The organism is Shewanella atlantica, from assembly GCF_003966265.1.
In the GTDB taxonomy this organism is placed as follows: Bacteria; Pseudomonadota; Gammaproteobacteria; order Enterobacterales; family Shewanellaceae; genus Shewanella; species Shewanella atlantica.
Genome location: NZ_RXNV01000001.1, coordinates 294,685 through 321,396, shown reverse-complemented (window position 1 = coordinate 321,396; position 26,712 = coordinate 294,685). Strand labels below are relative to the sequence as shown.

Annotated in this window: 22 protein-coding genes and 3 tRNA genes; 15 read left to right on the top strand and 10 right to left on the bottom strand. The window is 45.0% G+C overall.

All coding sequences use genetic code 11. From position 1 onward, the window contains the following. Positions 1–19: 19 nt before the first annotated feature. Positions 20–874 (bottom strand): bifunctional methylenetetrahydrofolate dehydrogenase/methenyltetrahydrofolate cyclohydrolase FolD, encoded by an 855-nt coding sequence (folD, locus tag EKG39_RS01315; RefSeq protein WP_126503490.1) that lies wholly within the window; start codon positions 872–874, stop codon positions 20–22. Between the two features lie 554 nt (positions 875–1,428). Here folD and EKG39_RS01310 point away from each other — a divergent pair. The 9 genes from EKG39_RS01310 to EKG39_RS01270 all read left to right on the top strand — a co-directional run bounded on the left by EKG39_RS01310 (position 1,429) and on the right by EKG39_RS01270 (position 10,504). After that, positions 1,429–1,505: transfer RNA gene (locus EKG39_RS01310), tRNA-Pro, on the top strand. Positions 1,506–1,594: 89 nt separating this feature from the next. Beyond that, positions 1,595–1,671, top strand: a tRNA-Arg gene (locus EKG39_RS01305). Between the two features lie 8 nt (positions 1,672–1,679). After that, positions 1,680–1,755 (top strand) — tRNA-His (locus EKG39_RS01300). A 264-nt stretch (positions 1,756–2,019) separates the two neighbouring features. Further along, a complete protein-coding gene (gene tig / locus EKG39_RS01295; RefSeq protein ID WP_126503488.1) occupies positions 2,020–3,324 on the top strand; it encodes a trigger factor in 1,305 nt (434 codons plus the stop codon). A 90-nt stretch (positions 3,325–3,414) separates the two neighbouring features. After that, the gene (gene clpP / locus EKG39_RS01290; protein ID WP_126503486.1) at positions 3,415–4,026 is read left to right on the top strand and encodes an ATP-dependent Clp endopeptidase proteolytic subunit ClpP; all 612 of its coding nucleotides are present in this window, start codon (positions 3,415–3,417) and stop codon (positions 4,024–4,026) included. Positions 4,027–4,109: 83 nt separating this feature from the next. Next, the gene (gene clpX, locus EKG39_RS01285; RefSeq protein ID WP_126503484.1) at positions 4,110–5,387 is read left to right on the top strand and encodes an ATP-dependent protease ATP-binding subunit ClpX; all 1,278 of its coding nucleotides are present in this window, start codon (positions 4,110–4,112) and stop codon (positions 5,385–5,387) included. A gap of 150 nt (positions 5,388–5,537) precedes the next feature. After that, the gene (lon, locus tag EKG39_RS01280; protein ID WP_126503482.1) at positions 5,538–7,883 is read left to right on the top strand and encodes an endopeptidase La; all 2,346 of its coding nucleotides are present in this window, start codon (positions 5,538–5,540) and stop codon (positions 7,881–7,883) included. 274 nt (positions 7,884–8,157) lie between these two features. Next, a complete protein-coding gene (locus tag EKG39_RS01275) occupies positions 8,158–8,430 on the top strand; it encodes an HU family DNA-binding protein (protein ID WP_012141891.1) in 273 nt (90 codons plus the stop codon). A 208-nt stretch (positions 8,431–8,638) separates the two neighbouring features. After that, entirely contained in the window at positions 8,639–10,504 is a 1,866-nt protein-coding gene (locus EKG39_RS01270; protein WP_126503480.1) for a SurA N-terminal domain-containing protein, read from the top strand. Positions 10,505–10,782: 278 nt separating this feature from the next. Here the strand turns inward: EKG39_RS01270 and EKG39_RS01265 are convergent, their stop codons facing one another. From EKG39_RS01265 to pspF, 8 genes are all read right to left on the bottom strand, one after another. Continuing rightward, on the bottom strand, positions 10,783–10,992 hold the full coding sequence (locus tag EKG39_RS01265) for a TOBE domain-containing protein (RefSeq protein ID WP_126503478.1): 210 nt from the start codon (positions 10,990–10,992) through the stop codon (positions 10,783–10,785). A gap of 418 nt (positions 10,993–11,410) precedes the next feature. After that, positions 11,411–12,613: an enoyl-ACP reductase FabV gene (fabV, locus tag EKG39_RS01255; protein WP_126503476.1), complete on the bottom strand. Its 1,203-nt coding sequence runs from the start codon at positions 12,611–12,613 to the stop codon at positions 11,411–11,413. A gap of 125 nt (positions 12,614–12,738) precedes the next feature. Then, complete coding sequence (locus EKG39_RS01250; protein ID WP_126503474.1) at positions 12,739–13,524, bottom strand: peptide ABC transporter ATP-binding protein; 786 nt, start codon at positions 13,522–13,524, stop codon at positions 12,739–12,741. Further along, the gene (locus tag EKG39_RS01245; protein WP_126503472.1) at positions 13,499–14,512 is read right to left on the bottom strand and encodes a peptide ABC transporter ATP-binding protein; all 1,014 of its coding nucleotides are present in this window, start codon (positions 14,510–14,512) and stop codon (positions 13,499–13,501) included. Before EKG39_RS01245 ends, EKG39_RS01250 begins: the two co-directional genes overlap by 26 nt. 17 nt (positions 14,513–14,529) lie before the next feature. Beyond that, positions 14,530–15,420, bottom strand: coding sequence for an ABC transporter permease subunit (locus tag EKG39_RS01240; protein ID WP_126503470.1), 891 nt, complete (start codon positions 15,418–15,420; stop codon positions 14,530–14,532). Then, a complete protein-coding gene (locus EKG39_RS01235; protein WP_126503468.1) occupies positions 15,407–16,438 on the bottom strand; it encodes an ABC transporter permease subunit in 1,032 nt (343 codons plus the stop codon). The genes EKG39_RS01240 and EKG39_RS01235 overlap by 14 nt, the downstream gene beginning before the upstream one ends. Further along, positions 16,438–18,081, bottom strand: a complete 1,644-nt coding sequence (locus EKG39_RS01230) for an ABC transporter substrate-binding protein (RefSeq protein ID WP_126503466.1) — start codon at positions 18,079–18,081, stop codon at positions 16,438–16,440. The genes EKG39_RS01235 and EKG39_RS01230 overlap by 1 nt, the downstream gene beginning before the upstream one ends. Positions 18,082–18,167: 86 nt before the next feature. Then, positions 18,168–19,235, bottom strand: coding sequence for a phage shock protein operon transcriptional activator (pspF, locus tag EKG39_RS01225; RefSeq protein ID WP_126503464.1), 1,068 nt, complete (start codon positions 19,233–19,235; stop codon positions 18,168–18,170). 177 nt (positions 19,236–19,412) lie between these two features. Between pspF and pspA the strand changes: the two genes are divergently transcribed. The 6 genes from pspA to EKG39_RS01195 all read left to right on the top strand — a co-directional run bounded on the left by pspA (position 19,413) and on the right by EKG39_RS01195 (position 25,117). Then, positions 19,413–20,096 carry a phage shock protein PspA gene (gene pspA / locus EKG39_RS01220; RefSeq protein ID WP_126503462.1) on the top strand — a complete coding sequence of 228 codons (684 nt, stop codon included), beginning with the start codon at positions 19,413–19,415 and terminating at the stop codon, positions 20,094–20,096. 20 nt (positions 20,097–20,116) lie between these two features. Beyond that, the gene (pspB, locus tag EKG39_RS01215) at positions 20,117–20,350 is read left to right on the top strand and encodes an envelope stress response membrane protein PspB (RefSeq protein WP_126503460.1); all 234 of its coding nucleotides are present in this window, start codon (positions 20,117–20,119) and stop codon (positions 20,348–20,350) included. After that, a complete protein-coding gene (pspC, locus tag EKG39_RS01210; protein WP_126503458.1) occupies positions 20,343–20,738 on the top strand; it encodes an envelope stress response membrane protein PspC in 396 nt (131 codons plus the stop codon). Before pspB ends, pspC begins: the two co-directional genes overlap by 8 nt. Positions 20,739–20,787: 49 nt before the next feature. Further along, on the top strand, positions 20,788–22,242 hold the full coding sequence (locus EKG39_RS01205; RefSeq protein WP_126503456.1) for a YcjX family GTP-binding protein: 1,455 nt from the start codon (positions 20,788–20,790) through the stop codon (positions 22,240–22,242). A gap of 149 nt (positions 22,243–22,391) precedes the next feature. Then, the gene (locus tag EKG39_RS01200; RefSeq protein ID WP_185817498.1) at positions 22,392–23,498 is read left to right on the top strand and encodes a TIGR01620 family protein; all 1,107 of its coding nucleotides are present in this window, start codon (positions 22,392–22,394) and stop codon (positions 23,496–23,498) included. A 440-nt stretch (positions 23,499–23,938) separates the two neighbouring features. Further along, a complete protein-coding gene (locus tag EKG39_RS01195; protein ID WP_126503452.1) occupies positions 23,939–25,117 on the top strand; it encodes a trans-sulfuration enzyme family protein in 1,179 nt (392 codons plus the stop codon). A gap of 145 nt (positions 25,118–25,262) precedes the next feature. On the opposite strand, the gene EKG39_RS01190 is transcribed toward EKG39_RS01195, so the two are convergent. Next, a complete protein-coding gene (locus tag EKG39_RS01190) occupies positions 25,263–26,660 on the bottom strand; it encodes an SLC13 family permease (protein ID WP_185817497.1) in 1,398 nt (465 codons plus the stop codon). Positions 26,661–26,712 lie beyond the last annotated feature (52 nt).

The window sequence follows — 26,712 nt, the reverse complement described above, 5'->3', positions numbered from 1 at the left end:
GTAGCTCGTAGCTTAAATGCTAATCATGATACTGCTCAGCCGCATAAAGGGTATTTTCCAGCAGGCTGGCAATGGTCATTGGTCCTACACCACCAGGGACAGGGGTAATGAAGCTGGCATTTATCGATGCGGAATCAAATTGCACATCGCCGGCTAAACTGCCGTCTTCGAGGCGGTTGATTCCAACATCTATGACGATGGCACCAGGCTTGATCCACTCTCCGGGGATGAAACCTGGCTTACCTACGGCAACAACAACAAGATCGGCCTGTCTGACTTTCTGTTCAAGGTTTCGAGTGAAACGGTGACACGTTGTTGTCGTGCATCCTGCGAGGAGCAGTTCGAGGCTCATAGGGCGACCTACGATGTTCGAAGCACCAACGATGACAGCATCTAATCCATAAGTATCAATACCCGTTGACTTAATCAAAGTCATAATACCCATAGGAGTGCATGAGCGAAGGACTGGGATACGCTGTGCGAGTCTGCCAACATTATAGGGATGGAAACCGTCAACATCTTTATCGGGTCTGATCCGTTCGATCACTTTCGATTCTTCGATATGTTCCGGAAGAGGTAACTGAACTAAGATACCATCTATAGCAGGGTCTTCGTTGCATTCGTCGATAAGTTCAAGCAGTGCTTCTTCAGATGTAGTTGTATCTAAATCATAAGAGCGGGATAAAAATCCGACCTCTTCGCAAGCGCGTCGCTTACTGCCAACATAAACTTGTGAAGCGGGATCTGCACCGACTAGAATCACGGCTAAACCCGGAACCCTCTGTCCTGCCTCTTTGCGGGCGGTAACTTTCTCTTTAAGCTGTGTTCGAATGGATTGAGCGATCGCTTTGCCATCGATTCTTTGAGCTGTCATTGGGGTGAATATCCTTTATGGGGCGCGATAAAAAAATCGGCGTCATTTTAACAGGACAAGGTCTAAGTGTCATTTATTAAGCGGCGTAACAATCAGTTCTAATATACGGATAATTTAATTTACCGGATTTGGCTTCCCCGGAGTGTCCTTATCGATAGATTATTTATTAAGCCACCTGAAGCCCGAAAGGTTGGACTGCTGGAGTTTGTACGATGCATCTCTATTTAAGTGTGAGAAATGAGGCGAGTATAATCGGATATCAGTCTGTGACCCGGATAACCATAGATTGGTTGGTTGACTATAAGCCCTGCCGATTTTTATTGGATATACCGCAGATATACCCTTATAGTGCAAATGTTAGACCTTTTATTTACGTATAGTTTGTTAATTAGCCAAGCGAACTTTCTTTATAAAAAAACCGTTGACGCATTTCAAATGAGGGGATAAGATGCGCTCCGTTCTCAACGAGAAGCCTAACAGCTTAAGTTGTGAAGGAGATAAGATGATTCATCCCATAAGTGAATCTCATTAATTATCTCAGATAAAGTAAGACTCGGTGATTAGCGCAGCTTGGTAGCGCATCTGGTTTGGGACCAGAGGGTCAGAGGTTCGAATCCTCTATCACCGACCAAATTTACATTTATCTGTTCACCAAAGCAGGTAAATAGAAAGATACGTCTTTCAACGCTAATTCAGGATGTGAGTTTACTCACTTTCGAAGCGCCCGTAGCTCAGTTGGATAGAGCACCCGCCTTCTAAGCGGGTGGCCGCAGGTTCGAATCCTGCCGGGCGTACCATATCAGTGGTGATTGTAGCTCAGTTGGTAGAGCCCCGGATTGTGATTCCGGTTGTCGTGGGTTCGAGCCCCATCAGTCACCCCATTTCTTTATGAAGAAAGTTAAAAAAGCGACCCTAGGTCGCTTTTTTTACGCCTGAAATTCACGTTTTGAGGTCGACTCTGCTGTAAAGCGTGGCTATAATGTCGCGTCTTGATAAATATCAGTTGTTAATGAATATGAACGACTAGGGCCGGAATTCAGTTGTGATGGGCTTTCTAGTCAACTTTTAAGATCAAGAAACGAATACCTTAATAGTTGATATTTCGACTATTAGAAAAGACGTTAGACTTATTTTGAGGTAAAACAATGCAAGTTTCTGTTGAAACAACACAAGGCCTAGAGCGCCGCCTGACTATTTCTGTTCCTGCTGAGCAGATTGAAAATACTGTTAAAGAAGCATTAAAAAGCGAAGCTAAAAAAGCTCGTATCCCAGGTTTTCGTCCTGGCAAGGTACCAGTAAGTGTCATCAACAAGCGTTATGGCAAGGCAATTCGTCAAGATATCACTGGTGAAGTGATGCAGCGCAATTTCATCGAAGCTATTATTGCTGAGAAATTGAACCCAGCTGGCGCACCAACATTTGTTGCTGGTGACACCGATACTGAAAGCTTCAAGTTTGTTGCTACTTTCGAAATCTACCCAGAAGTAGAGCTAAAAGGTCTTGAAGCAATCAATGTTGAGCAGCCTACTTCAGAAGTAACTGATGCTGACGTTGACACAATGATTGAAACTCTACGTAAGCAACACGCGACTTTCGAAGCGGTTGAGCGTGAAGCAGCAGTTGGCGACAAAGCTAAGATCAACTTCGTTGGTTCAATCGACGGTGAAGAGTTTGAAGGCGGCAAAGCTGAAGATTTCGAACTTGAACTTGGTAGCGGCCGCATGATCCCTGGTTTTGAATCAGGTGTTGAAGGTCATAAAGCGGGTGAAGAGTTCGATATCGAAGTCACTTTCCCTGAAGATTACCATGCAGAAAACCTAAAAGGTAAAGTTGCAAACTTCGTTATCACATTAAACGAAGTACTAGCAGCTAACCTTCCAGAAGTTAATGACGAGTTTGCACAGCTATTCGGCGTAACTGATGGTGGCTTAGAAGCACTTAAAGCTGAGATCCGTAAGAACATGGGTCGTGAACTTGAGCAGGCGCTTAAAGCGAATGTTAAAGAGCAGGTTCTTAATGGTTTGCTTGAGCAAAACGAAATCGAACTTCCAAAGCCTCTTATCGATGGTGAAGTTGAAGTGCTACGTAAGCAGGCAATGCAACGTTTCGGCGATCAAGCCGCTAACATGCCTGAGCTACCAGCTGATCTGTTCACTGAGCAAGCTGAGCGTCGCGTAAAAGTCGGTCTGTTACTAGGTGAAGTTATCAAGACTAATGAGCTGAAAGCTGAAGATGATCGTGTTCAATCACTTATCGCTTCTATGGCTTCTGCTTATGAAGATCCAAGTGAAGTTGTTGCTTATTACAATGGCAACGAAGAGATGATGCAGAACATGCGTAACGTCGCTCTTGAAGAGCAGGCGGTTGAAGCTTTGTTAAAAACTGCAAAATTAACTGAAAAAGCAGTCAATTTTGAAGAATTTATGAACAAGGCTACTCAACAAGGCTAAGCTTAGCTTGACTTAAATGGTTGTTCACCATTTATAATGGCTCGTATGAGGTTCCTCATGCGAGCCGTTTTTATTTAGGGAATATTAATAATGCAAAATGCACCAGAATCAGTACTCAATGCACTTGTTCCTATGGTGGTTGAACAAACCGCTAAAGGTGAACGTTCATACGATATCTATTCTCGTCTGTTAAAAGAGCGCGTAATATTTTTGGTTGGGCAAGTTGAAGAGCACATGGCTAACCTTATCGTTGCACAGTTACTGTTTTTGGAATCTGAGAGCCCTGATAAGGATATCTACCTCTATATCAACTCTCCGGGTGGTTCTGTTACCGCTGGTATGGCTATTTACGATACAATGCAGTTTATTAAACCAAACGTGAGTACGGTTTGTATCGGTCAAGCTGCCAGCATGGGCGCTTTTTTGCTCGCCGGTGGCGCAGAAGGTAAACGTCATTGTCTACCTAATTCAAGGGTGATGATTCACCAGCCATTGGGTGGTTTCCAGGGTCAGGCATCTGACATTGCGATCCATGCCCAAGAGATCTTAGGTATCAAGAATAAATTGAACCAGATGCTAGCCGAGCACACGGGGCAGCCGATGGAAATTATTGAACGCGATACCGATAGAGATAACTTTATGAGCGCAGCCGAAGCGGCTGAGTATGGACTTGTTGACTCAGTGTTGAGTAAACGAGGCTGATTTTTGCCTTTGCCTGAGCTATGCTGAGTTTAGGGCAATAAGATGATTTAGGCAGTAGTGCAGACTGTTCAAGAGGTAGTGTAATGGGCGACAACAAAAGCAACGGTGATAGCGGGAAACTGCTGTACTGCTCTTTTTGTGGAAAGAGTCAACATGAGGTTCGAAAACTCATCGCTGGCCCTTCAGTATATGTTTGTGATGAGTGCGTTGAGCTCTGCAACGATATAATCAGGGAAGAGATCAAAGAGATTTCACCGAAACAAGATCAAGATAAGTTACCGACTCCAAGAGAGTTGAGAGCGCATTTGGATGATTATGTTATTGGGCAGGAGAAGGCTAAGAAGGTTCTCTCTGTAGCTGTATATAATCACTACAAGCGCTTAAAAAATGCAGGCCCTAAAGATGGCGTAGAGTTGGGCAAGAGTAACATCTTGCTGATTGGACCAACGGGTAGTGGTAAGACATTACTTGCCGAGACCTTGGCTCGTTTCTTGAACGTCCCTTTCACCATGGCCGATGCAACGACACTAACCGAAGCCGGTTATGTCGGTGAAGATGTCGAGAATATTATTCAGAAGCTGCTGCAGAAATGTGATTATGATGTAGAGAAAGCGCAGCGCGGCATCGTTTATATCGATGAAATTGATAAAATCAGCCGTAAGTCTGACAACCCATCGATCACCCGTGATGTTTCCGGTGAAGGCGTGCAGCAGGCATTGCTTAAGCTGATTGAAGGCACGGTTGCTGCGGTTCCGCCACAAGGTGGTCGTAAACACCCTCAGCAAGAGTTCTTGCAGGTAGATACCTCTAAGATTCTATTCGTCTGTGGTGGTGCTTTTTCAGGCCTTGAGAAGGTCATTGAACAACGCTCTCATACCGGAACCGGCATTGGTTTTGGCGCCGAGGTCAAAGGCGAAGATGACAAGGCGACTATCTCAGAAACCTTGATGCAGGTTGAACCTGAAGATCTGGTTAAATATGGCCTGATCCCTGAGTTTATCGGTCGATTACCTGTCTTAGCGACTTTGGCTGAACTTGATGACGCAGCACTTATCCAAATTCTATCAGAACCTAAAAATGCGATAACAAAGCAGTTCGCTGCCTTGTTTGACATGGAAGGTGTTGAGTTAGAGTTTAGAGAAGATGCGCTCAAAGCGATTGCACTGAAAGCACAGACTCGTAAGACCGGTGCTCGTGGTCTACGTTCAATTGTTGAAGGCATCTTGCTCGATATCATGTATGACCTGCCATCGACTGAAAATGTGGCCAAGGTGGTCATCGATGAATCAGTGGTAAAAGGGGAGTCTACTCCTATACTCATCTATGAAAATAGTGAGTCTCAAGCGGCCGGTGCTGAGTAATAATTCAGCTAACGACTAAGATGTAAATTGAAGAGGAGCCTATATGGCTCCTTTTTTATACTCTCGGCTTATATAATTACGAATCACCATTGAAAACAACGAACTCATCCCAATATACTGATTAATAGTATCATCAAACGGAATCGAGCTATGACACAAGAGCGTGAAGCGCGAATCGAACTACCCGTACTGCCACTCAGAGATGTGGTGGTCTATCCTCATATGGTAATTCCGTTATTCGTCGGACGGGAAAAATCTATCCGTTGCCTGGAAACGGCAATGGAGCAAGACAAGCAGATTATTTTAGTTGCACAGCGTGACGCTGAACTTGATGACCCCACCAGTGATGACATTTTTGAGGTTGGAACCGTCGCCTCAATTTTACAGTTATTAAAATTACCTGATGGTACCGTCAAGGTATTAGTCGAAGGGGGCCAACGCGCCCGCATCGAGAAATATACCAGTGAATCATCATTCTTTGTTGCGACAGCACAATACCTTGAGTCTGAGCCTATGGCTGAGAAAGAGGAAGAGGTTCTTGTTCGCTCGGCTGTGGGACAGTTTGAAGGTTATATCAAGCTTAACAAGAAGATCCCACCTGAAGTATTAACTTCTCTTTCGGGTATCGACGAGGCTCCTCGCTTAGCCGATACCATGGCGGCTCATATGCCGCTGAAACTCGAAGATAAGCAATCTGTGCTTGAGATGATCGATGTCGCTGAGCGACTCGAATATCTGATGGCGATGATGGAGTCAGAGATCGATCTGCTTCAGGTTGAAAAGCGTATCCGCTCTCGTGTTAAAAAGCAGATGGAAAAGAGCCAGCGTGAGTACTATCTGAATGAGCAGATGAAAGCGATTCAGAAAGAGTTGGGTGATATCGATGAGTCCCATGATGAATTTGAAAGCTTAGCTAAGAAGATTGATGAAGCGCAAATGCCTGAGGAAGCCAAAGATAAGGCTACTGCAGAGTTAAATAAACTTAAGATGATGTCACCTATGTCGGCAGAGGCTACGGTTGTTCGTAGTTATGTTGACTGGATGATCTCTGTACCTTGGCGTCAACGCTCGAAAATCAAACGTGATCTAGCGAAGGCGCAAGATGTACTGGATACGGATCACTTTGGTCTTGAGAAAGTTAAAGAACGCATCCTGGAGTATCTGGCGGTACAGAGCCGTGTTAAGCAACTCAAAGGCCCGATCCTCTGTTTAGTAGGACCACCGGGTGTGGGTAAAACTTCACTAGGTCAGTCTATTGCTAAAGCGACAGGGCGTAAATATGTTCGTGTTGCCTTAGGTGGTGTTCGTGACGAAGCCGAAATTCGCGGCCATAGACGTACCTATATTGGTTCTATGCCGGGTAAAGTCATCCAGAAGATGTCGAAAGTCGGTGTTAAAAACCCGTTATTCCTGCTCGATGAGATCGATAAGATGAGCTCTGATATGCGTGGCGATCCTGCATCGGCATTGCTGGAAGTACTCGATCCAGAGCAGAACTCGACCTTTAGCGACCATTACTTAGAGGTTGATTACGACCTTTCTGACGTGATGTTTGTGGCAACGTCTAACTCGATGAATATTCCGGGTCCTTTGCTGGATCGTATGGAAGTCATTCGCCTCTCCGGCTACACGGAAGATGAGAAGCTTAATATTGCTAAGCAGCACCTTCTGCCTAAGCAGATAGAGAGAAACGGCCTGAAGGCAAAGGAAGTTACGGTAGACGATAGTGCCATTATCGGTATTATCCGTTACTACACTCGTGAAGCTGGTGTGCGTGCACTCGAGCGAGAGCTTTCTAAGATCTGTCGTAAGGTTGTTAAGCAAATTCTTCTCGATAAGTCACTGAAACATGTGGATGTGAATCAGGATAATCTGAAGTCATTCCTCGGTGTACAGCGTTGTGACTATGGTAAAGCAGAGTCAAATAACCAAATCGGTCAGGTGACAGGTCTTGCATGGACAGAAGTTGGCGGCGATCTGCTTACTATCGAAGCGACCTCTGTTGCGGGTAAGGGCAAGTTAACTTACACCGGTTCCCTTGGTGATGTGATGCAGGAGTCTATTCAGGCTGCGATGACTGTTGTTCGTGCTCGCGCCGAGCAGTTAGGTATTAACCCTGACTTCTACGAGAAACGTGATATCCATGTTCATGTACCTGAAGGCGCAACACCTAAAGATGGACCTTCGGCCGGTGCTGCCATGTGTACGGCGTTAGTCTCCAGCTTAACGGGCAATCCTGTACGTGCCGACGTGGCAATGACTGGTGAAATAACCCTGCGCGGTGAGGTTCTTCCTATTGGTGGCCTTAAAGAAAAACTCTTAGCCGCACATCGTGGTGGAACTAAAGTTGTATTGATTCCAAAGGAAAATGAGAGAGATTTGGAAGAGATCCCGGCAAATGTTGTTGCCGATCTGAAGATTTATCCTGTTCGTTGGGTGGACGAAGTACTTAAATTGGCGCTAGAACGACCAGTCGAAGGCTTCGAAGTCGTCTAAAGTTTGGGCTAACGCAAGAAAATGCAGAAATGCTTTAAAAAAAATGCAAAAAGGGGCTTTTTAAAGTCTCTACCTGTGGTAGCCTAGGTCCGTGGAGAGCTCAAACCCCTCAAGCCCTTATGGCAACTGGTTTTGAGCAATTTCCAATTTTATTTATTTGCTTTTCCTATAGATCTTGAACTTTAGATTCAAGCTTGTTATAAAAGCCACCGCAGACCTCTCCAGAGAAGGATTTGGTTGCGGCGCAAAAAAAAATCACATTCAAGGGGATGACATGAACAAATCTGAACTAATCGAGAAAATCGCTTCTGGTGCTGACATTTCTAAAGCCGCTGCTGGCCGTGCATTAGATTCTTTCATTGGAGCTGTAACTGACGGCTTAAAAGAAGGCGATAAGATTTCTCTTGTTGGTTTTGGTACTTTCGAAGTACGTCAACGTGCTGAGCGTACTGGTCGCAACCCACAGACGGGTAAAGAGATCAAAATCGCAGCAGCTAACATTCCTGCATTCAAAGCAGGTAAAGCTCTGAAAGACGCTGTAAACTAAATCAGTTTTACCGCACTTTGTGAAGCTTTATGCATTTATAAAGAGCGTCGTAATAACAAGCACTGCTTTAGCGGTGCTTTTTACGAATAATGAGACAAGCTAGGCACTTAGCAACACATAAATGCTAACCACCTAAAGTTTACGAAAAGGCGCATCTCCCAAAGTGATGCGCCTTTTTATTTATTAATCGCAACTAGCGAGATATCAGATGTTAGAAAAGATTCGCGAAGGCTCACAGGGCGTGATTGCAAAAAGCATTCTGGTTCTAGTAATACTTTCCTTTGCATTTACTGGCGTGAGTAGTTACCTAGGATCATCTACTGAGGCAGCCGCTGCCACCGTTAATGGTGAAGAGATCAGTGAATCAGCCTTAGAACAAGCCTATCAAAATGAGCGTGGTCGCTTAGAGCAACAGCTAGGCGAGATGTTTGCAGCGTTATCGGCTGATGAGCAGTACCTGGCGAGTGTAAAGCAAAGCGTTTTAGAGCGCCTTGTTGCAGAGAAATTATTGGATCAGACCGCAACCGAGTTAGGTCTGCGAGTATCTGATGCACAGATCAAAAATGCCATCATGACAGAGCCTGCGTTCCAAACTGATGGTCAGTTCGATAATGATAGATATCAGGCAATCTTGCGTCAGCTGGGTTACCAAGCAAACTCATTCAGAAACATGATGCGCACAGATATGACTCGTCGTCAGCTTGTTGCTTCGTTAGTAGGCTCTGAATTTGTTCTTCCTGGTGAAGCAACTTACCTTGCCGATATCCAAGGCCAGACACGTGATATTCGTTACCATGTAGTGGATGCGACGCCTTTCATCGCCGAAGCTGATGTGACTGATGAACAGGCAAAATCATATTACGACGCAAATTTAGCTCAGTTTATGAGTCCTGAAACATTGAGCCTGGAATATATTGAACTCAATGCGAAGGATATGGCTGCCCAAGTGACAGTTTCTGATGAAGAAGCTAAGACTTATTATGATGAGAATAAACAGCAGTATCTAAAAGCTGAGAAGCGTTTAGCTGCACATATTCTTGTTAGTCTTGGTGACGATGACTCTGCTGCTAAGGCAAAGGCTGATGCAATCTACGCTAAATTGCAAGCGGGTGAAGATTTCTCGCAATTGGCTAAAGCTGAATCTGAAGATACTTTCAGTGGTGAGCAAGGCGGTCAGTTAGACTGGTTTGAGCCTGGTGTCATGGAGCCAGCTTTTGACGAAGTGCTTTATTCTCTGTCTAAAGGTGACTATTCAGCTGTAGTTAAAACCAGCTTTGGCTATCACATCATCAAGCTGCTTGATGTTCAGCCTGCTGCTGAATCTGCATTTGAAGATGTGAAGAGTAAGATCCTTGCCCAGCTAAAAGAGAAGCAAGCAATCGATCAGTACTTTGGTTTACAGCAGACGCTTGCCGATGTGACCTATGAAGTCCCCGATACGTTAAGCGAAGCGGCGAAAGAGTTAGGTGTTGAAGTTAAATCTACGCCTGTATTTGCCAGAAACAACGCACCTGCGCCATTCGATACTCCTGATGTATTGAAGGCAGCGTTCTCGACTAACGTGTTGCTCGATCGTATGAACAGTGATGTTATTGAGATTGAAGCTAACCATGCGATGGTTATTCGCATCAAGTCTCATACCGCAGCCGGTACTGTTGAGTTTGCTAAGGTTAAGTCCGCCATTGTTGGACGTCTTCAGCAGGAGCAAGCTAATGAGGTCGCTCGAGCTAAGGCTCAAGAGTTGATGACATCATTCAGCTCTGATTCTGCATCTACAGACTTTGTCACTAAGACTAAACTGGGTCGTTTCGACCAGGAGATCGATGGTGCTATCGTCGGTAAGGCTTTCCAGATGGCTCAGCCTGCTGCCAGTGCAGTCGTTGATACCGTTGCGCTTGCTTCCGGTTATGCCGTAGTTGTGCTCGATAAAGTTAATGCAGCAGAAGCTATTGATGACAATATGCTGAGCTCTTTGAAGCAAAGACTTAGCTCGCAGTACAGCGAAGGTGATTACAGAGCCCTTATCGCTACATTGAAAGCGAATGGTGAAGTGCTTTACTCTACTGCACAGTAACGAACATTCGTTAATTTAATGAATAAAAGGCCAGCATAAGCTGGCTTTTTTTATGTCTGCGATTCTTTCAATGATGAAAGGTTCGAGGTTCGAGGTTCGAGGTTGAAGGTTCGAGGCCTGGAGCTAATAATTCTTAACGTAGGGGTACTTTAATCGCGAATGTTTCTGGAGAGGGAGAGCAAACAGGAGGGAGATTAAGGCTGAAAAAGAGAGTGGGGTATCAATGCAACATATCATTGATATATTGCATTACAGGGTCTTACATGGGCTTGTAGCTATTAATCTACGGCAACCATAACATTACTCGCCTTAATTACCGCATATGCACTGCCGCCGACTTTAAGGCCTAAGTGTTCACATGATGCCTTAGTTACCACTGAGGTGATCTCCACACCAGGAGCCAGTTCGATAACAACTTCATTATTTACTGAGCCTTCTTCGATAGATTTAATCTTACCGTTTAGAGAATTACGTGCACTGATTTTCATTTTAGTTACCTCTGTTATAAATATTGCTCAAGTCTATTTGAATGTATCGTCACGTTGGAGCTTTAAATAAAAAAAATGCGTCACTTTTAGAAGTGACGCACATTTAGTAATACCAATCAGTATAAAGATGTGAACGCTCAGCGAGAATTTAACGCTTCTGAGGCAAGGCGGCGAGTGAAGAGCATAGTTGTTCTACGTTTAAGCTCGTTAACGCAGCATCAGAAGCGCTAAAACTCGCCTTTTAGGAGTATTTTTGGCTGCCTACTTCTTCGTTGAATAGCTTCACAAGGGATCACCATTGCATCATCTATTCGCCTTGAATTAGTTTGCCAAAAATAACTCTGAGCAGCTCACTTTCTTATACTGATTGGTATAAGTATTCTTTAATAACCACTGATTAAATAATAATAAATCAGGATTAAAATTGTTCTACGTCGAAATTAACCTCAGGGTTAACATCCGCTTCGTAATTCACATTTTCGATTCCGAAACCAAACAGCTTCAAGAACTCTTCTTTATATTCGCGATAATCGGTCAGCTCGCTCAGGTTCTCGGTTGTTACAGATGGCCACAGGTCACGACAATGTTGCTGGATCTCTTCACGCAGCTCCCAATCATCGAGACGAAGACGGTTAGTGTCATCGACTTGTGGTGCTTGACCGTCTTCACGGTATAAGCGTTCTGCAAACATGCGGTTGATCTGCTCCATACAGCCTTCGTGCAAACCTTCTTCACGCATCTTTTTAAAGACCATGGCGATATATAAAGGCATTACCGGAATCGCTGAGCTGGCTTGAGTTACAACACTCTTAAGTACGGCAACATTGGCGCTGCCACCCGTTGTGGATAGTTTTTGATCCAGGGCTTTAGCTGCACGGTCTAAGTCCATCTTGGCTTTGCCCAAGGCACCATTCCAGTAGATAGGCCAAGTCAGCTCAGTACCTATATAGCTGTAAGCGACGGTCTTGCAACCATCGGCGAGTACGCCAGCCTCTGAAAGGGCCGCTAACCATAGTTCCCAATCTTCACCGCCCATGACGGTTACTGTATCCTGGATCTCTTGCTCAGTGGCAGGCTCAACGCTTGTTTCAATGATTAAGTCTTTGTTGGTATCAACAGCAGTAGCTGTATAAGTTTCACCGATAGGTTTAAGTGATGAGCGGATAAGTTCACCGGAATCGGGCAACTTTCGTACCGGAGAGGCAAGAGAATAAACCACCATATCAATCTGGCCTAAATCGGCTTTGATTATATCGATCGCTTTTTGCTTCGCCTCGTGGCTGAATGCATCGCCGTTAATACTCTTAGAGTATAGGCCTTCGGCTTTAGCAAACTTATCGAATGCGGCCGAGTTGTACCAACCGGCTGTACCAGGTTTTCTCTCTGTTCCCGGCTTTTCAAAAAACACACCCAGAGTTGCAGCGCCACTACCGAATGCGGCAGCGATACGTGAAGATAGACCATATCCACTAGAAGAACCGATGACTAATACTTTTTTCGGGCCATTAGTGAGAACACCTTTAGCTTTAGTGGTATTGATCTGTTCGAGTACATTAGCTTCACAACCAACAGGGTGAGTGGTGGTACAGATAAAGCCACGTGTTTTAGGTTTGATTATCATTTTTCTGCTTCTCTTAAAAAAGTGACGATAGGATAATTAATCGAACGTGAAATGGCACTTATTTTTCGTCAAATTTGCTAAATTATCCAGTGGTTGGAGCAGTTCACGTCTCTGTTTAACCCATTTTAGCGTTTGGGAATTAATAATGCCTGCTCTTGAATTAACCTTTGGGTATACTCATGTTGAGGAGAGTTGAATAAATTTTCCGTTGTGGCCTTTTCCACCATTTGTCCCTTGTGTAACACCATAATTTTATCGCTAAAGTGGCGAATGATATTGAGGTTGTGTGAGACAAAGATATAGGAGAGTCCCATCTCTTTTTGCAGTTTAAGCAGCAAGTTAAGGATTTGCGAACGTACCGACAGATCCAGTGCCGTTAATGCTTCATCGGCAATGATTATTTTTGGGTTCAGCATTAAGGCTCGGGCAACGGCTACGCGCTGCTTCATTCCTTCCGAGATCATATGCGGATAAAACTCAGCATGTTCCGGCAGTAGGCCGACCTTTCTTAGTCTGTCGACAACTTGCTCTTTTCTCTGCTTTTCATTGAGGTTCGTGTTGAACTTTAGTGGCTCATCTAAAAGATCGCCGATAGTGAGTCTCGGGTTTAATGACGTATTGGGATCCTGAAAAATCATTCTGATTAACTTACAACGCTGCTTCAGATTTCTGGTCTCTAACGCATCACCTTCGAAATAGATCTCTCCGCCACTGCGAGTCTCAGCGCCAACAAGAATTCGTGCGAGTGTGCTCTTGCCAGACCCTGCCTCGCCGACAATGGCCAAGGTCTCACCTGTGTTCAGCTCAAATGAAACAGGTTCAAGTGCTTGGTTATAGTTACGTCTGAATCTCTTATAGCCGGTAAAAAAGCGCTTACTGAGATTATTAACTTGTAGTAGTGGCGTCGTCATTACATGGCTCTTCATGGTATGGGAAATGGCACGCAAAATAGCGATTCTTCTTATGGCAAAGATTGGGCTGATTAACGCATCTCTTCTGCGCTTGGGGGCAGCGTGGGCCTAAGCGACAGCCAATGGGAAGATGTTGCAGCGCAGGTGCCGAACCTGGCAAGGTTTTCATCATCGATTTGTGCTTTACCAGGCCCGAGTAGTCAGGAATATTGTCCAGTAAGGCTTTAGTATAGGGATGAAATGGCTGATTGATAATTTCAGACGTAGGACCGGATTCCATTATCTGACCACAATACATGACAGAAAGTTGGTCACACCAAATTGATAAGGTTTCCAGTTCATGACTGATAAGCAATATCGAGACATTCTGTAACTGATTTAATTTGGCCAACAGTCTGAATATCTGAGCTTGAGTCTGAGCTTCCATGGAGTTGGTTGGTTCATCGGCAATGAGCAGACGCGGCTGGTTAGCAACCGCAATCGCTATCATCACTTTTTGACATTCGCCTTCAGAGAGTTCCCATGCATAGCTGGACATGACTTTCTGCGTGTCCTTGATACCAACCTTATGGAGCCATTTTTCTGCCGTACGTTTCTTGTCTTTCGCTCGTTGCCAAAAGTGAAGTTTCTTGTTTTCGGGCATGGCTTCAATGAGCTGATCCCCAACGACAATAACCGGGTCTAAGCTACTGGAAGGATCTTGAAATATCATGGCTATTTCACTACCCATTAAGTTTCGCCGCTGTTTTGGACTCATCTCTAACAGGTTGTGACCATCCCACATCATACGATCGGCTTTTATGCACCAGTTATGGCCCGGTATCCCTAAAATCGCTCTCGCAAGCAGGCTACGCCCCGAGCCGGATTCACCGACTAAACCGTGTACCTCGGCTGGATTGATCGTCAGGCTGACTCTTTCGAGTGCCTTGACTCGTCCATGGGGCGTGTCAAGTTCGATAGTGAGGTTTCGTATATCAAGTAATGGCATAACGAGTTATTACACGCTTAGTTATTGATAGGCGATAGCGCCGATCTCAAGCCGTCGCCGACTAAGTTAATTGCAAGTACACTGCATAAAATTGCAATGCCGGGAATGGTAACCGTCCAAGGTGCAGTTAATAAATTATCCATACCTTGTGAAACCATAGCACCCCATTCCGGGCTTGGGGCCTGTGCACCTAAATTCAAGAAGCCTAAGGCGGCAATATCCAAAATGGCTGCCGATATGCCCAGGGTGGTTTGGATAATCACTGTGTCCCAAACATTTGGCATAATAACATACCAAAATATCTGAAATGGATTTGCACCATCGAGTTTCGCGGCGGTCACATACTCTTTCTGTAACTCTTCATGAATCGCCTGATGAATTGAGCGAACAAACTGAGGGGTGAGTGCCAGTCCGACGGCCCAAAAAACATTATCCAACCCCGGGCCCATGACGGCCACAACGAGAATGGCCATCAGAAGTGACGGAATCGACAGGAGTGCATCGAGCAGGTGGCTTAAAATGCTTGATTTAAGTCCTTTCATCATTCCCGATACGGCGCCGATGATGAAACCTACAGTCAGGGCAGTAACGACTATGCCCAATGCCATTCCGAACGTCAGATGCGCCCCATGTAGCAAGCGGCTAAAGATATCCCTGCCTAAATCATCGGTCCCCAGAAAATGTTCCACGGTACCCGCCGGATCCCAAGAGGGAGCCAGCAATAATGCATGGGGGTCTTGTTGCTCGGGCGCATAGGGGGCAATGAGCGGGCCGAATATTGAGAGTAACAAGATGCCAATAACAGCCCATAAACCAGCAAATGCAAATGGATTATCAGAAAAAGAGTGCCAGATCTTTCTCATGGGAGATGGAATTTCATCTTCCTGATAGATCTTAATTTGAGGCATAAAGTTCTTTCCTACTGAGGGGGTTGATAGCCGTATGAAGTACTTCAATCATGATACTGATAAAGATGATGATCAATGCGACAGCCAAGACGCCACCCTGAATTACGGTGTAATCGCGTTGGTATATTCCCGATACCAGCCAGGCACCTACACCGGGCCAGGCAAAAATAACCTCCACGACCATGGCGTAACTGGCGAATGAACCTAACATTAACCCCAGATTTTTTAAGACCGGAATTAGCGCGTTGGGCAGTGCATGACGTAATACTACCCGCGACGTATGGAGCCCGCGGGCCTCGGCAGCCTTAATATAGGTTTGATCCATAATGGAGATTATCGCCGCTTGGGTAATTCTGACCACAACGGTGAAGGGCAAAACTGCCAGCGTGATCGCCGGTAGGATTATATGCAGCAGGGCATCGATAAATGCCGAGGTACTGTATGGCGAATCTGATAACAGAGTATCTATCAATACAAACCCGGTTATCGGCTCTATCTCATAGAGCAGATTTAACTGGCCTGAAATCGGCAGCCAACCGAGCTGAACGCCAAACCAGAGAGAGAGAGTCAAACCTAACCAAAAAACTGGAATGGAATATCCGGTTAAGGTTATTGCCATAATCGTGTGTTGGGTAATTTTATGTCTGCTCAAGGAGGCAAGCACCCCAAGCGGGATCCCCATTGTCAACGCCAACATGGCTGCAACGGCTGCCAGTTCAAATGAAGCCGGAAGTACTGATGCCAGTTCATCGATAACGGGTCGTTGAGAGGTGGCAGAGATGCCTAGATTTCCACTTAATCTTTGTTGCAGATAGGAGATAAACTGACTGAACTGTCCATCATTGAGACTGTAATCCGCCTCTATCTGTTCTAACTGCTGTGCATTGGGTGAGTGTAAGCCGGTAAGCGCAAAACTTTTCTCAACCGGAAAGTGGCTGGTTACAATGAACAATACGATAAACAGCACAAAAGAGGTTGCAAGAAAGAGGTTCAGCCTGCGAAGAAGGTATTGTGCCATTAGTGCTTAACCTCAATATTATCATCGCTGTTATCACCGTCATCATTACCACTGAATGATATCCCCCCGAAAGGAGTCAGCCGGCTTTGATTAACATTTTTATGTTTAAATGCGAGTCGGGTGGCATGAGCAAACGGTAACATAGGTAGCTGTTCTGCAAACATCGCTTCCGCTTGTTGATAGAGAGTTTTTCGTTCACTTCGAGAGGTGGTAGCTCTTGCCTTGGCAAGAATATGATCAAACTCAGGGCTGCACCAACGCGAACGGTTACTGTTAGAGGCGACAGATGAGCAGCTGAGAATCGGAGTGAAAAAGTTATCCGGATCGCTGTTATCTGCATTCCACCCAATTAAAACCGAGTCATAACTTCGCTGACTTAATTTCTGATTGAACACGCTCCAGTCATAACTGATGATATTGACTTTTACTCCGATATTCGCCAGATCGGCCTGGATCAGCTCGGCTGTCTTATGGGCATTAGGGTTGTAGATCCGGGCAACGGGCATGGCCCAAATATCGACAGTTAAGTTATCAACACCAGCTTGCTCTAATAGCTGTTTAGCTTTCTGAGGATTGAATTCGATAATTCTTTTGTGTTCTGAATATGCCCAAGACATAGGAGGCAACATGCCTGTCGCTGCAACGGCGGTTTTTTGATAGACGGCTCTGAGAATATTGTCTCTGTCTACGGCGTGAGCCAATGCTCTCCTCACTCTGACATCATTGAATGGCGGCTTCTGAGTATTAAAGGCCCAAAATGCCACATTAAACCCGGGCTGTGAGTCTATTTCCAGCTCTTCATGTTCAAGTACAACCGGCAGCTCTCCTGCCTTGGGGAGCGCGGAAACCGTGCAGTCTCCGGTGATCAGTTTGGCCAGGCGGGATGTGCTCTTGGGGGTGATATCGAAGACAAGCAGCTCTGCTTGTGGAAGTGAACGCCAATACTTGTCATTCCTGTGATAGCGAATATATTCATTTTTTACATATTGAATAAATTTAAAAGGCCCTGTGCCTATGGGGAGCCTGTCTATCGTCTCTTCACTGGATTGTGTAATGAGGAGTTGGCCATATTCTTCAGATAAAATAATGGCAAAGCCGGATGCTAAGTTAGAAAGAAAGGAAGCATCTTTATTATTAAGGTGAAAGGCGACTTCATAATCTGATATTTTTTCAATCTTGTTTATCTGTTTATCGAAACCAATACTCTGAAAGAATGGATAACCTGTCTTGGAGACTGCATGATACGGGTGGCTGCTATCGATGATTCTGTTGAATGAGAACAGCACATCTTCAGCATTGAATTCTCTTGATGGAGTGAATCGAGCCGAGTCATGAAACTTAACCCCTTTTCTCAATTGAAAGGTGTAGGTTAGTTCATCTTCACTTATCTGCCATTGTGTCGCCAGAGAGGGAATTATTTGCCCGGAGGTCGCGTTGTAGTCGACCAGACCATTGTAAATCTGTTGTGAGGTCGCATCGACAGTTGTACCCGAAGTTACAAGTTGAGGGTTGAAAGACTCAGGATTACCCTCTGAGCAATAAACCAATCCCGGTGGGACATACTGCGGTCCACAGCCGGTAAGCATGCAGAAAATGCATGCAACTGTGGAGTAAGCAGACAGACGCTTTATCAGCACTCTCATCAAAAAAATCATTTGTTCAGAACTTTGTCAGCCATTTTAGCAGTGCAAATAACCGATGAGCAATGAGCATATCTTATTAATGAGTGTTAAGTTTTATCGAGTAGGTTGTATTTTTTTAGGATCCCGCGCAGTTGATGGTAACTCAAGCCTAAGAGTTCGGCGGTTTTCTTTTGATTAAATTGACCCGCTTCTAATGCTTGTTTTAGTAGGTCAACTTCAAGGCCTTCACAATGATCTTTGAAATCAATCGGGAAATTAATGACTTGTGAAGCACTCTTTTGACTATCTGGATTCGCGCTCTGTACAGGTGCAGGTTCTGCCGCAGGCATAGTTTGTTGACGCTCCAGGGTCTTTACCCTTTGTGTCGGCCGGTAAGGGGATGCGAAAGGGTCTAAAATAATATTGGCTATCGGCGCTTGCATTTCCGCATTACGATAAACGCTGCGTTCAACCACGTTCTTTATTTCACGAATATTCCCCGGCCACGAGTAATCCATCAGCTGCTGCGTCGCTCGCGGGCTAAAACCTTCAAACAGTTCCAGTTTCAGTTGCCTTGCCATCCCCACCGCAAAATATTCGGCAAGGGGCATGATATCTTCTGTTCGATGGCGTAAAGGTGGCAGGGTGATCACATCGAAGGCCAGTCTATCGAGGAGATCCGCGCGAAACTCACCCGCATCGGCCAATGAAGGGAGATCCTCATTAGCTGCACAGACGAGCCTGACATCGGTTTGGACTGTTTTACTGCCGCCAACACGTTCAAACTCACCATATTCGATGACTCTGAGTAACTTTTCCTGAATAAGCCCGGAGGTATTCGCAAGCTCATCGAGAAAGAGTGTACCGCCGTTAGCCCTTTCGAACCGTCCTTCATGTTTCTTACTCGCACCGGTAAAGGCGCCGGCATCGTGGCCAAAGAGTTCGCTTTCGAGTAAATTCTCACTAAGAGATGAACAGTTAAGCTTAATAAAACTTTGATCCCATCGCTTAGACAGATAATGTAAGCGTTCAGCAATTAACTCTTTACCTGTGCCCCGTTCGCCAATGATAAGAACCGGCTTGGAAAGAGGCGCAACTTGAGAAACGTGCTCCAGCACTTCTAACAGTGCATTAGATTGTCCGATGAGGTTATCTTGCTGAAATTGATTTGGCACAGTAAGTTTTAGTCTTTCACGCTAATAGTTGGTGAAATTAATAATAAGTCTCTCTGTTAATAAAAGAAAGAAAAAGTTAATATATTGGTTAAGTAACTGTATTATATGAAATATGAAAAGTTGGCACAGAAAGTGGATTAATATCTTCGAAACCAACGTTAATTAAAGGACAGCATCATGGGAATTTTCTCTCGCTTCGCAGATATCATTAATTCAAACATCAGTGCACTACTGGATAAAGCCGAAGACCCAGAAAAAATGGTACGCTTGATTATTCAAGAGATGGAAGACACGTTAGTTGAGGTTCGCTCAACATCGGCTAAAGTATTAGCCGAGAAGAAAGAGTTATTACGTCGTATCTCTAAAGTGCAGACTCAAGTTCAGGATTGGCAGGATAAAGCGGAATTAGCCTTATCTAAAGACCGCGAAGATCTTGCTAAAGCTGCTTTAATTGAGAAGCAGAAGGCCAGTGAACTCGTCGCCACCTTAGAGCAAGAGCTAGTCATGGTCGAAGAGCAGATAGCTCGCCTTAAAGAAGAAGTAAACCTTCTTCAAGAGAAGCTAGCCGACGCAAAAGCACGCCAGAAGACGATTATTATGCGTAAGCAGACAGCTTCTTCTCGTTTAGATGTTAAGCGTCAACTCGATTCGAGCAAGATTGACAATGCGATGAATAAGTTTGAGCAATATGAACGTCGTGTTGAGGGGTTGGAGTCACAGGTTGAAGCTTATGACCTGGGCAATAAAAAGAGTTTAAGCGATGAGTTTGCAGCACTCGAAGCTGAAGATTCAGTGACCGCTGAGCTTGAAGCGCTGAAAGCAAAAGTCAAAGGCAATAAAACTAAAACTAAGTCTAAGTAATAACAATTCAGAGGTGAGCTATGAACGCGGATATTTTAATGGCCCCAATTATTATTTTTATGATAATAGTGGCTCCCATATGGCTGATTCTTCACTACCGCAGTAAGCGTCAAGTGAGCCAGGGGCTTACTGATGAAGAGTATACTCAGCTCAATGAACTAATAAACAGAGCCGACAAAATGGCTCAACGTATTGATACATTGGAATCGATTTTAGACACTGAGTCGCCACAATGGAGGAGCCGTGATGAGTGAAGCTAATGGGCGTACCTTATACCGAATTCCTCAATCAGGTAAAATTGCTGGAGTATGTGCAGGGATAGCCGATTACTTTAACTTTGAAACTTGGCTTGTCAGAGTCCTAGCGGCATCAATTTTCCTTTTAGGTGGTTCGGGTATTGTTTTAGTTATCTATGTTTTGTTATGGATGATATTAGATATTAAGCCTGGAACTGCAAAAGATAAAACAGCGCATAAAGATATCGAGGTAAAGAAGAAAATTTGGCAAGCGGGTGAGCCTGCCAAAATGGCACTCAGAGATGTGAACACACAATTTCGAAGTTTAGAAATTAGGCTTCAAAAATTAGAACGCCACGTCACATCAGATAGCTTCGACCTTAAACAAGAGATCAATAATCTTTAATCCTTCCAATGGGCGGTCTAACCGCCCGAATAACTTCTAAGTGCAGGCTATGGGTAGTATAAACCGCTCTTTTTCTAAGTTAGGTAAAAAAGTTAGCCAAAAGACACAAGCATTTGCGCACCGAACTTCCGATAAGCATATCCGATTAGCCGTGACAGGACTCTCCGGGGCCGGCAAAACAGCCTTTATTACAGGTTTAGTCAATCAACTCCTCAATGCAGGTTTAATTGGAAAGAGCAATAACCTGCCACTTTGGCAAGTGATCAGAGAGGAGCGCCTATATGGCGTCAAGCGTGACCTTCAGCCCGATTTAACCGTTGCCAGTTTCGATTATGAGCAGGCGATGGCTTCGCTCAAGCACACCCCCTCTCAATGGCCAGCTTCTACGCGGAGCATCAGTGAGCTGAGGTTAGCGATTAGGTATCAACCTCAAAAGGGACTGCTAGCAAAACTGACAGATAGTGCGACCCTCTATCTCGACATTATCGATTACCCGGGGGAATGGTTACTCGACCTGCCCATGCTGAAGCAGAGCTATAGTCAATGGTCGATGAGTCAGACCCGGCGTGAGAATGTTTTCAAAAAGTCTGAATGTTATGGTCCTTTTAATGAGGCTGTATCTGAACTAGACCTTTCGGCTGAGGCCGATGCTGCTCAACTGAAACAGATTGCCTCCCTCTATCAGAAACTATTGCTCGATTGTGTCAACGGCCATGGTTTCTATTATGCTCAACCCGGTCGGTTATTATTGCCCGGAGAGCTTGTGGATACACCCGTTTTAGCCCTGTTTCCTCTGCTGGGTTTATCTGCTGAAACAGTGACTAAATTGGAGGCGGGGGCATCCAATACGGCCTATCAGGTATTGAAGACGCGATACAAAGAATATCAGAGTAAAGTGATCACGCCTTTTTATAAGGAGTACTTTGCTAAGTTTGACAGGCAGTTACTCCTGGTGGATTGTTTCACTCCACTCAATAGTGGTAAAGATCAGTTTGATGATATGACCGAGGCCCTTAATGGGATCATGGAGAGTTTTAAATTTGGCCAATCAAATATCCTTAAGCGGTTATTTTCTCCCAGAATAGACAAATTACTGTTCGCTGCTAGCAAGGTGGATCACATTACCCGAGATCAACAGGGCAATGTCCTTTCGCTATTGACGCAACTTGTGAAACAGAGTCAGAAGCAGGCTAAATTTGAAGGCTGTGAGGTCGAAGTGATGGCGATTAGCGCAATCAAAGCGACTAAACATGCCATGGTAAAATCGGGTAGTGCTGAAGTAGAGGTTGTACATGGCGTCGACTTATCACAGCAAAAAACGGTAACCGTATTTCCCGGAGAGGTGCCGAAGACGCTTCCACAAGCTTCATTTTGGAATACGCAAGGCTTCGAGTTCACTCATTTTGCGCCGCCAGAAGTCACGCCCTCAACACAAGGCGCCGACTTTGAACACATACGATTAGATCATCTGCTTCAATACCTGCTCGGTGATAAGCTCAACTAACGGCTTAGCCGTTCCAGGGAGATTGTCAACAAATGGGAAAGCGGCTTGATAATGCAGTGATACCAATTGGTATAAGCATCTTTATCGAACCGGGAAACCGCTAAACTTAAAGAGTCGGAAAGTAATATTTCCATATTGGTACAAGAATTATGCATGAAAGTGAAAATGGTCTGAAAAAAAAGCAGGTGTTCGAGCCCGTTATCGAAGCTGAATCTCCCACACTTAAGGGGGCTCAGCATTTCGATGAACAACCGCTTCAATTCACCACTGAACCCCTTACAACCGAACCAGATAATGGTCTGGAAGCCAATATTGATACCGCAGTCGAGGCGGCGTTCGATAAAGAAAACCTGGCAGGAAAGGCCCCTCGTCAGCGACGCTGGTCCGTACTGGCAAAGCTCTCTTTGCTGGGCGTGTGTGGCCTGGTTGTGACAGAAACCTTGTTAGGGTTGCAGAGTGCCTGGATTGAAAGTCCTTGGTTATTTGGACTCTACGTCACTGTCACATCACTTATCTGTTTATGGGCCGGTAAACTTACTGTGAGCGAGTGGCGTAAGTTAGCAAGACTTAAATCGGTTGAAGAGGCGCAGCAAACCGGTGACCGATTGTCGCAAAGTATGCAGGTTGGCGAAGCGGATAAGTTTATCAATAAGTTGCTGTCCCAGTTGCCGAAAGATGTCGATTTGAGTCGATACCTGTCTTCCGTTAATGATGAACATAATGATGCCGAGAAACTTATTTTATTCGATGAGTTGGTGTTGAGTGAAAGGGACCTTATTGCAAAGAAATATGTAAGAAGATTCTCTCAAGAATCGGCACTTCTTTTAGCTGCGAGCCCGTTAGCCTTATTAGATATGGCAATCATTCTTTGGCGTAACCAACGCATGATCTACAAAATTGCGGAATGTTATGGTATCGAGCTGGGTTATTGGAGCCGTATAAAATTGATTCGCGGCATCATTACTAACATTGTTTATGCGGGGACCAGTGAGATCATCACAGATCTGGGGACCCAACTATTGTCTGTCGAAATGTCGGGTAAACTCTCCGCCAGATTAGGCCAGGGGCTCGGAGGTGGTTTGCTAACAGCCAGACTTGGGTATCAGGCAATGGCGCTGTGCAGGCCTATCTCATTTGAGGACAAATCACGTCCAAAGTTGTCCGGTATTCATAAAGAGTTGCTACTGGATCTTAAAGATTTCTCTTCGGCAGTTTTAGCCAAAAGCGTATCTCGTAACAAAGATTTTACATCTTAAGCCAGTTAAATTTTTAGCTATTGTTTGCCCGGACAGACAATAGCGGTCAAGGTGATACCAATCCTACTAAATATGTGATCGTTCAGCGGGAGTTCAAAGCGCTGTAGGCAAGGCGGGTGCTTGAAGCTAATAGTTATTCTATATCGAAAGCATCTAACGCGGCATAAAGTGCTTTGACCCCCGCACTACGTGAGCCACTCAGGCATTCCACTTCAGTGTTGCATTGACTTAAAAGGGAATAATCATTTCTTCATCAATGCGCCTTGAATTGTAAGGCCTGAAAGGCTCTGAATTGACCATCTATTTAGTGAGATTGGTATTGTCACTGACATTTCACACATAATAAATCTAACCGTCGGTGATGTTATATCTGAATAAAGCAGGAATAGCGGCTCGCCGTATCTTGTGATGATTTGGATATCAGACCTTGGAGAGATTTTATGCAGGATAAATGGAAGCCCGCCACGAAAGTGATACATGCCGGACACATCAAAGATAGCACCGGAGCTTTAGTCTCCCCTCTATGTCAGAGTGCCACCTTTGTTTTTGACAATGCCGAGCAGGGGGCATCGAGATTTGCTGGCGACGAAGCCGGCTATATTTATACTCGTTTGGGAAACCCGACAACAGCCGAACTGGAGCGAAAGATGGCTGTTTTGGAGGGAGCGGAGGCCGCGACTGCAACCGCGTCGGGGATGGCGGCGGTATCATCGGCCTTGTTGGCTAATTTGAGCCATGGGGATCATCTTGTCGCGTCTAAAGCCGTATATGGCTGTACTTTCTCCTTGATGACCAGCCAGCTGGTAAAGTTTGGCATTCAAGTGACGCTGGTGGATTTTAATGATCTGACCGCCGTTAATGATGCAATAACCTCCGACACCAAAGTTATATTCTGTGAAACCCCGGTCAATCCACATCTCGATGTATTCGACCTCGACGGTATTGCCGCTATTGCTAAGCAACATGAGTTAATCAGCATTGTCGACAATACCTTTATGACTCCGCTTCTTCAGCAACCATTGAGTCACGGTATCGATCTCGTTATTCACAGTGCGACTAAATACCTCAATGGGCATGGTGATGTCATTGCCGGACTTATCTGTGGTTCTAATGAGCAGATTGAGAAGATTAAATACGAGACACTCAAAGACTTAGGTGGAGTCCTCTCACCCCATGATGCCTGGTTGATCTTAAGGGGGCTTAAGACATTAGATGTACGACTCGAGCGGCATTGTGATAATGCTGAGGTGATCGCGCAATATTTATTGAATCACACCAAGGTTACCAAAGTTTATTACCCGGGGATTAAGGGACATAGTGGCCACCAATTTTTAGGGCAACAGATGAAAAGAGCCGGGGGAGTCATTGCCTTCGAGCTCGATGCCAGTTTGGAACAGAGCATTAAATTTATTAATGGCTTACATCTTTTTGCTATTGCCGTGAGCTTGGGGGATGCCGAATCACTTATTCAACATCCTGCATCTATGACGCATTCTCCCTACTCAGATGAAGAGAGGGAGGCTGCGGGAATTGGCGCCAGCCTGTTAAGGATCTCTGTCGGTCTGGAATCGGTTGAGGATCTGATTGTCGACCTGGAGCAGGCCCTTATCCAGATTTAATCCCTCTGGTTTAATGACTCTGGTTTAATGCCTCTGGTTTAATGCCTCTGGGTTAATAGTCCAGGTTTACCAAAAACAAACGCCGCGCTTTCCAGCGCGGCGTTCGTTTTATGGGAGTTTTATTCCGGTGTTATACCGATTAGTATTAAATATTCCAGAACGTATGGGCGATGATATACAGCACAAACATACTGACAAAGTTAATGATGACTCCGGCTCTCATCATCTCAGATTGTTTAATAAACCCTGAACCATAAACAATGGCATTAGGTGGCGTTGCGACTGGCAGCATAAAGGCGCAAGAGGCAGCGATACCTATCAGTACCGATAACATGACAGGTGACAGCCCGAGCGCCTCTGCGATTGCAGCAAATACAGGTACCAGCAGAGCGGCACTGGCAGTATTACTGGCAAATTCGGTTAGCATGACAACAAAGAAGATCACGGCAAAGGTGAAGAGTGCCATATGGGTGTTACCGAAGATATCTGTAACCCAATGGGCTAAGAAGACACTGGTTCCCGTGGCTTTTAATATTGCGCTTAAGGTTAAACCGCCACCAAACAGGATGAGTACGCCCCAGTCGGTAGTGCGTTCAATCTTCTTCCATTCGACTAACCCAAGGCCGGCTAAGGTAACAACTGCACTTAAGGCTACTACCGTATCGAATTTTGAGATCCCGCCTAGAGCTTGTGAAATAGGTTTACTGAATATCCAGCAACATACCGTCGTGATGAAGACTAATAGGGTTAGTTTTCCTTGAAAATTTAATTTAGTTTCAGAAGTAGATAACTTACAGATGACTGAAAGATCCGGTTTTAAGAACAGATACAGGGCAATAAGCATGGTCGGGAGCATTAAGGCTACTGTGATAAGCCCAAACTCTAACCAGTCACTGAAGCTTAGGCCGACTTGGGCTGCAGCGATAGCATTTGGTGGGCTACCCACTAAGGTACCAATACCGCCTATATTAGCGGAATAGGCTATACCAAGAAGCATAAACAGATAGGTTTTTTTATGCTCTTTAAAGTCTAGTTGCTGCAAAATGCCCAATGCGAGTGGCAACATCATCGCGGCCGTTGCTGTATTGCTTATCCACATGGATAACAGAGCCGTTATGCCGAATAGAAACATGCAGGCAAGGCTTAGCTTGCCTTTTGAAGCAGTAAGCACCCTATGGGCTATGAGTTTATCTATTCCCTGTTGATTCAGTGCCGCAGCGAGAACGAAACCACCAAAAAAGAGGTAGATGATCGGATTGGCAAAATTACTCATTGCCGTTTTTGTTTCAAATACACCTAATACCACGGCCAGGATAGGAATGAGTATGGCAGTGATACTAATGTGGATAGCTTCTGTGAGCCAAAGAATCGCGGCAAAGATGAGAATCGAAAGCCCGGTGTTAATGCCTTCTTCGAACGGAAGGAAATTATAAAGCATTATAAACAGGGCTATATCGGCAAATAAAATAAAATGATTTCTCTGTATTTTGCTCTCTGAGGGTGTTGGCTCAGTTAAACATCCTTCGGTTTGTTCCATAGACATTCGAATGTCCTTTATCGTTATTATTTGGATGGAACACACTAGCTCAGCCGCT

Coding starts and splice junctions, on each gene's coding strand:
- EKG39_RS01250 (WP_126503474.1), bottom strand. CDS start 13,524: ATGACGACGCCACTACTACAAGTTAATAATCTCAGTAAGCGCTTTTTT.
- EKG39_RS01205 (WP_126503456.1), top strand. CDS start 20,788: ATGGGTAGTATAAACCGCTCTTTTTCTAAGTTAGGTAAAAAAGTTAGC.
- EKG39_RS01245 (WP_126503472.1), bottom strand. CDS start 14,512: ATGCCATTACTTGATATACGAAACCTCACTATCGAACTTGACACGCCC.
- EKG39_RS01240 (WP_126503470.1), bottom strand. CDS start 15,420: ATGCCTCAAATTAAGATCTATCAGGAAGATGAAATTCCATCTCCCATG.
- clpX (WP_126503484.1), top strand. CDS start 4,110: ATGGGCGACAACAAAAGCAACGGTGATAGCGGGAAACTGCTGTACTGC.
- pspA (WP_126503462.1), top strand. CDS start 19,413: ATGGGAATTTTCTCTCGCTTCGCAGATATCATTAATTCAAACATCAGT.
- pspB (WP_126503460.1), top strand. CDS start 20,117: ATGAACGCGGATATTTTAATGGCCCCAATTATTATTTTTATGATAATA.
- EKG39_RS01235 (WP_126503468.1), bottom strand. CDS start 16,438: ATGGCACAATACCTTCTTCGCAGGCTGAACCTCTTTCTTGCAACCTCT.
- fabV (WP_126503476.1), bottom strand. CDS start 12,613: ATGATAATCAAACCTAAAACACGTGGCTTTATCTGTACCACCACTCAC.
- tig (WP_126503488.1), top strand. CDS start 2,020: ATGCAAGTTTCTGTTGAAACAACACAAGGCCTAGAGCGCCGCCTGACT.
- clpP (WP_126503486.1), top strand. CDS start 3,415: ATGCAAAATGCACCAGAATCAGTACTCAATGCACTTGTTCCTATGGTG.
- EKG39_RS01195 (WP_126503452.1), top strand. CDS start 23,939: ATGCAGGATAAATGGAAGCCCGCCACGAAAGTGATACATGCCGGACAC.
- pspC (WP_126503458.1), top strand. CDS start 20,343: ATGAGTGAAGCTAATGGGCGTACCTTATACCGAATTCCTCAATCAGGT.
- lon (WP_126503482.1), top strand. CDS start 5,538: ATGACACAAGAGCGTGAAGCGCGAATCGAACTACCCGTACTGCCACTC.
- EKG39_RS01190 (WP_185817497.1), bottom strand. CDS start 26,660: ATGTCTATGGAACAAACCGAAGGATGTTTAACTGAGCCAACACCCTCA.
- EKG39_RS01270 (WP_126503480.1), top strand. CDS start 8,639: ATGTTAGAAAAGATTCGCGAAGGCTCACAGGGCGTGATTGCAAAAAGC.
- EKG39_RS01230 (WP_126503466.1), bottom strand. CDS start 18,081: ATGAGAGTGCTGATAAAGCGTCTGTCTGCTTACTCCACAGTTGCATGC.
- EKG39_RS01275 (WP_012141891.1), top strand. CDS start 8,158: ATGAACAAATCTGAACTAATCGAGAAAATCGCTTCTGGTGCTGACATT.
- EKG39_RS01200 (WP_185817498.1), top strand. CDS start 22,392: ATGCATGAAAGTGAAAATGGTCTGAAAAAAAAGCAGGTGTTCGAGCCC.
- folD (WP_126503490.1), bottom strand. CDS start 874: ATGACAGCTCAAAGAATCGATGGCAAAGCGATCGCTCAATCCATTCGA.
- EKG39_RS01265 (WP_126503478.1), bottom strand. CDS start 10,992: ATGAAAATCAGTGCACGTAATTCTCTAAACGGTAAGATTAAATCTATC.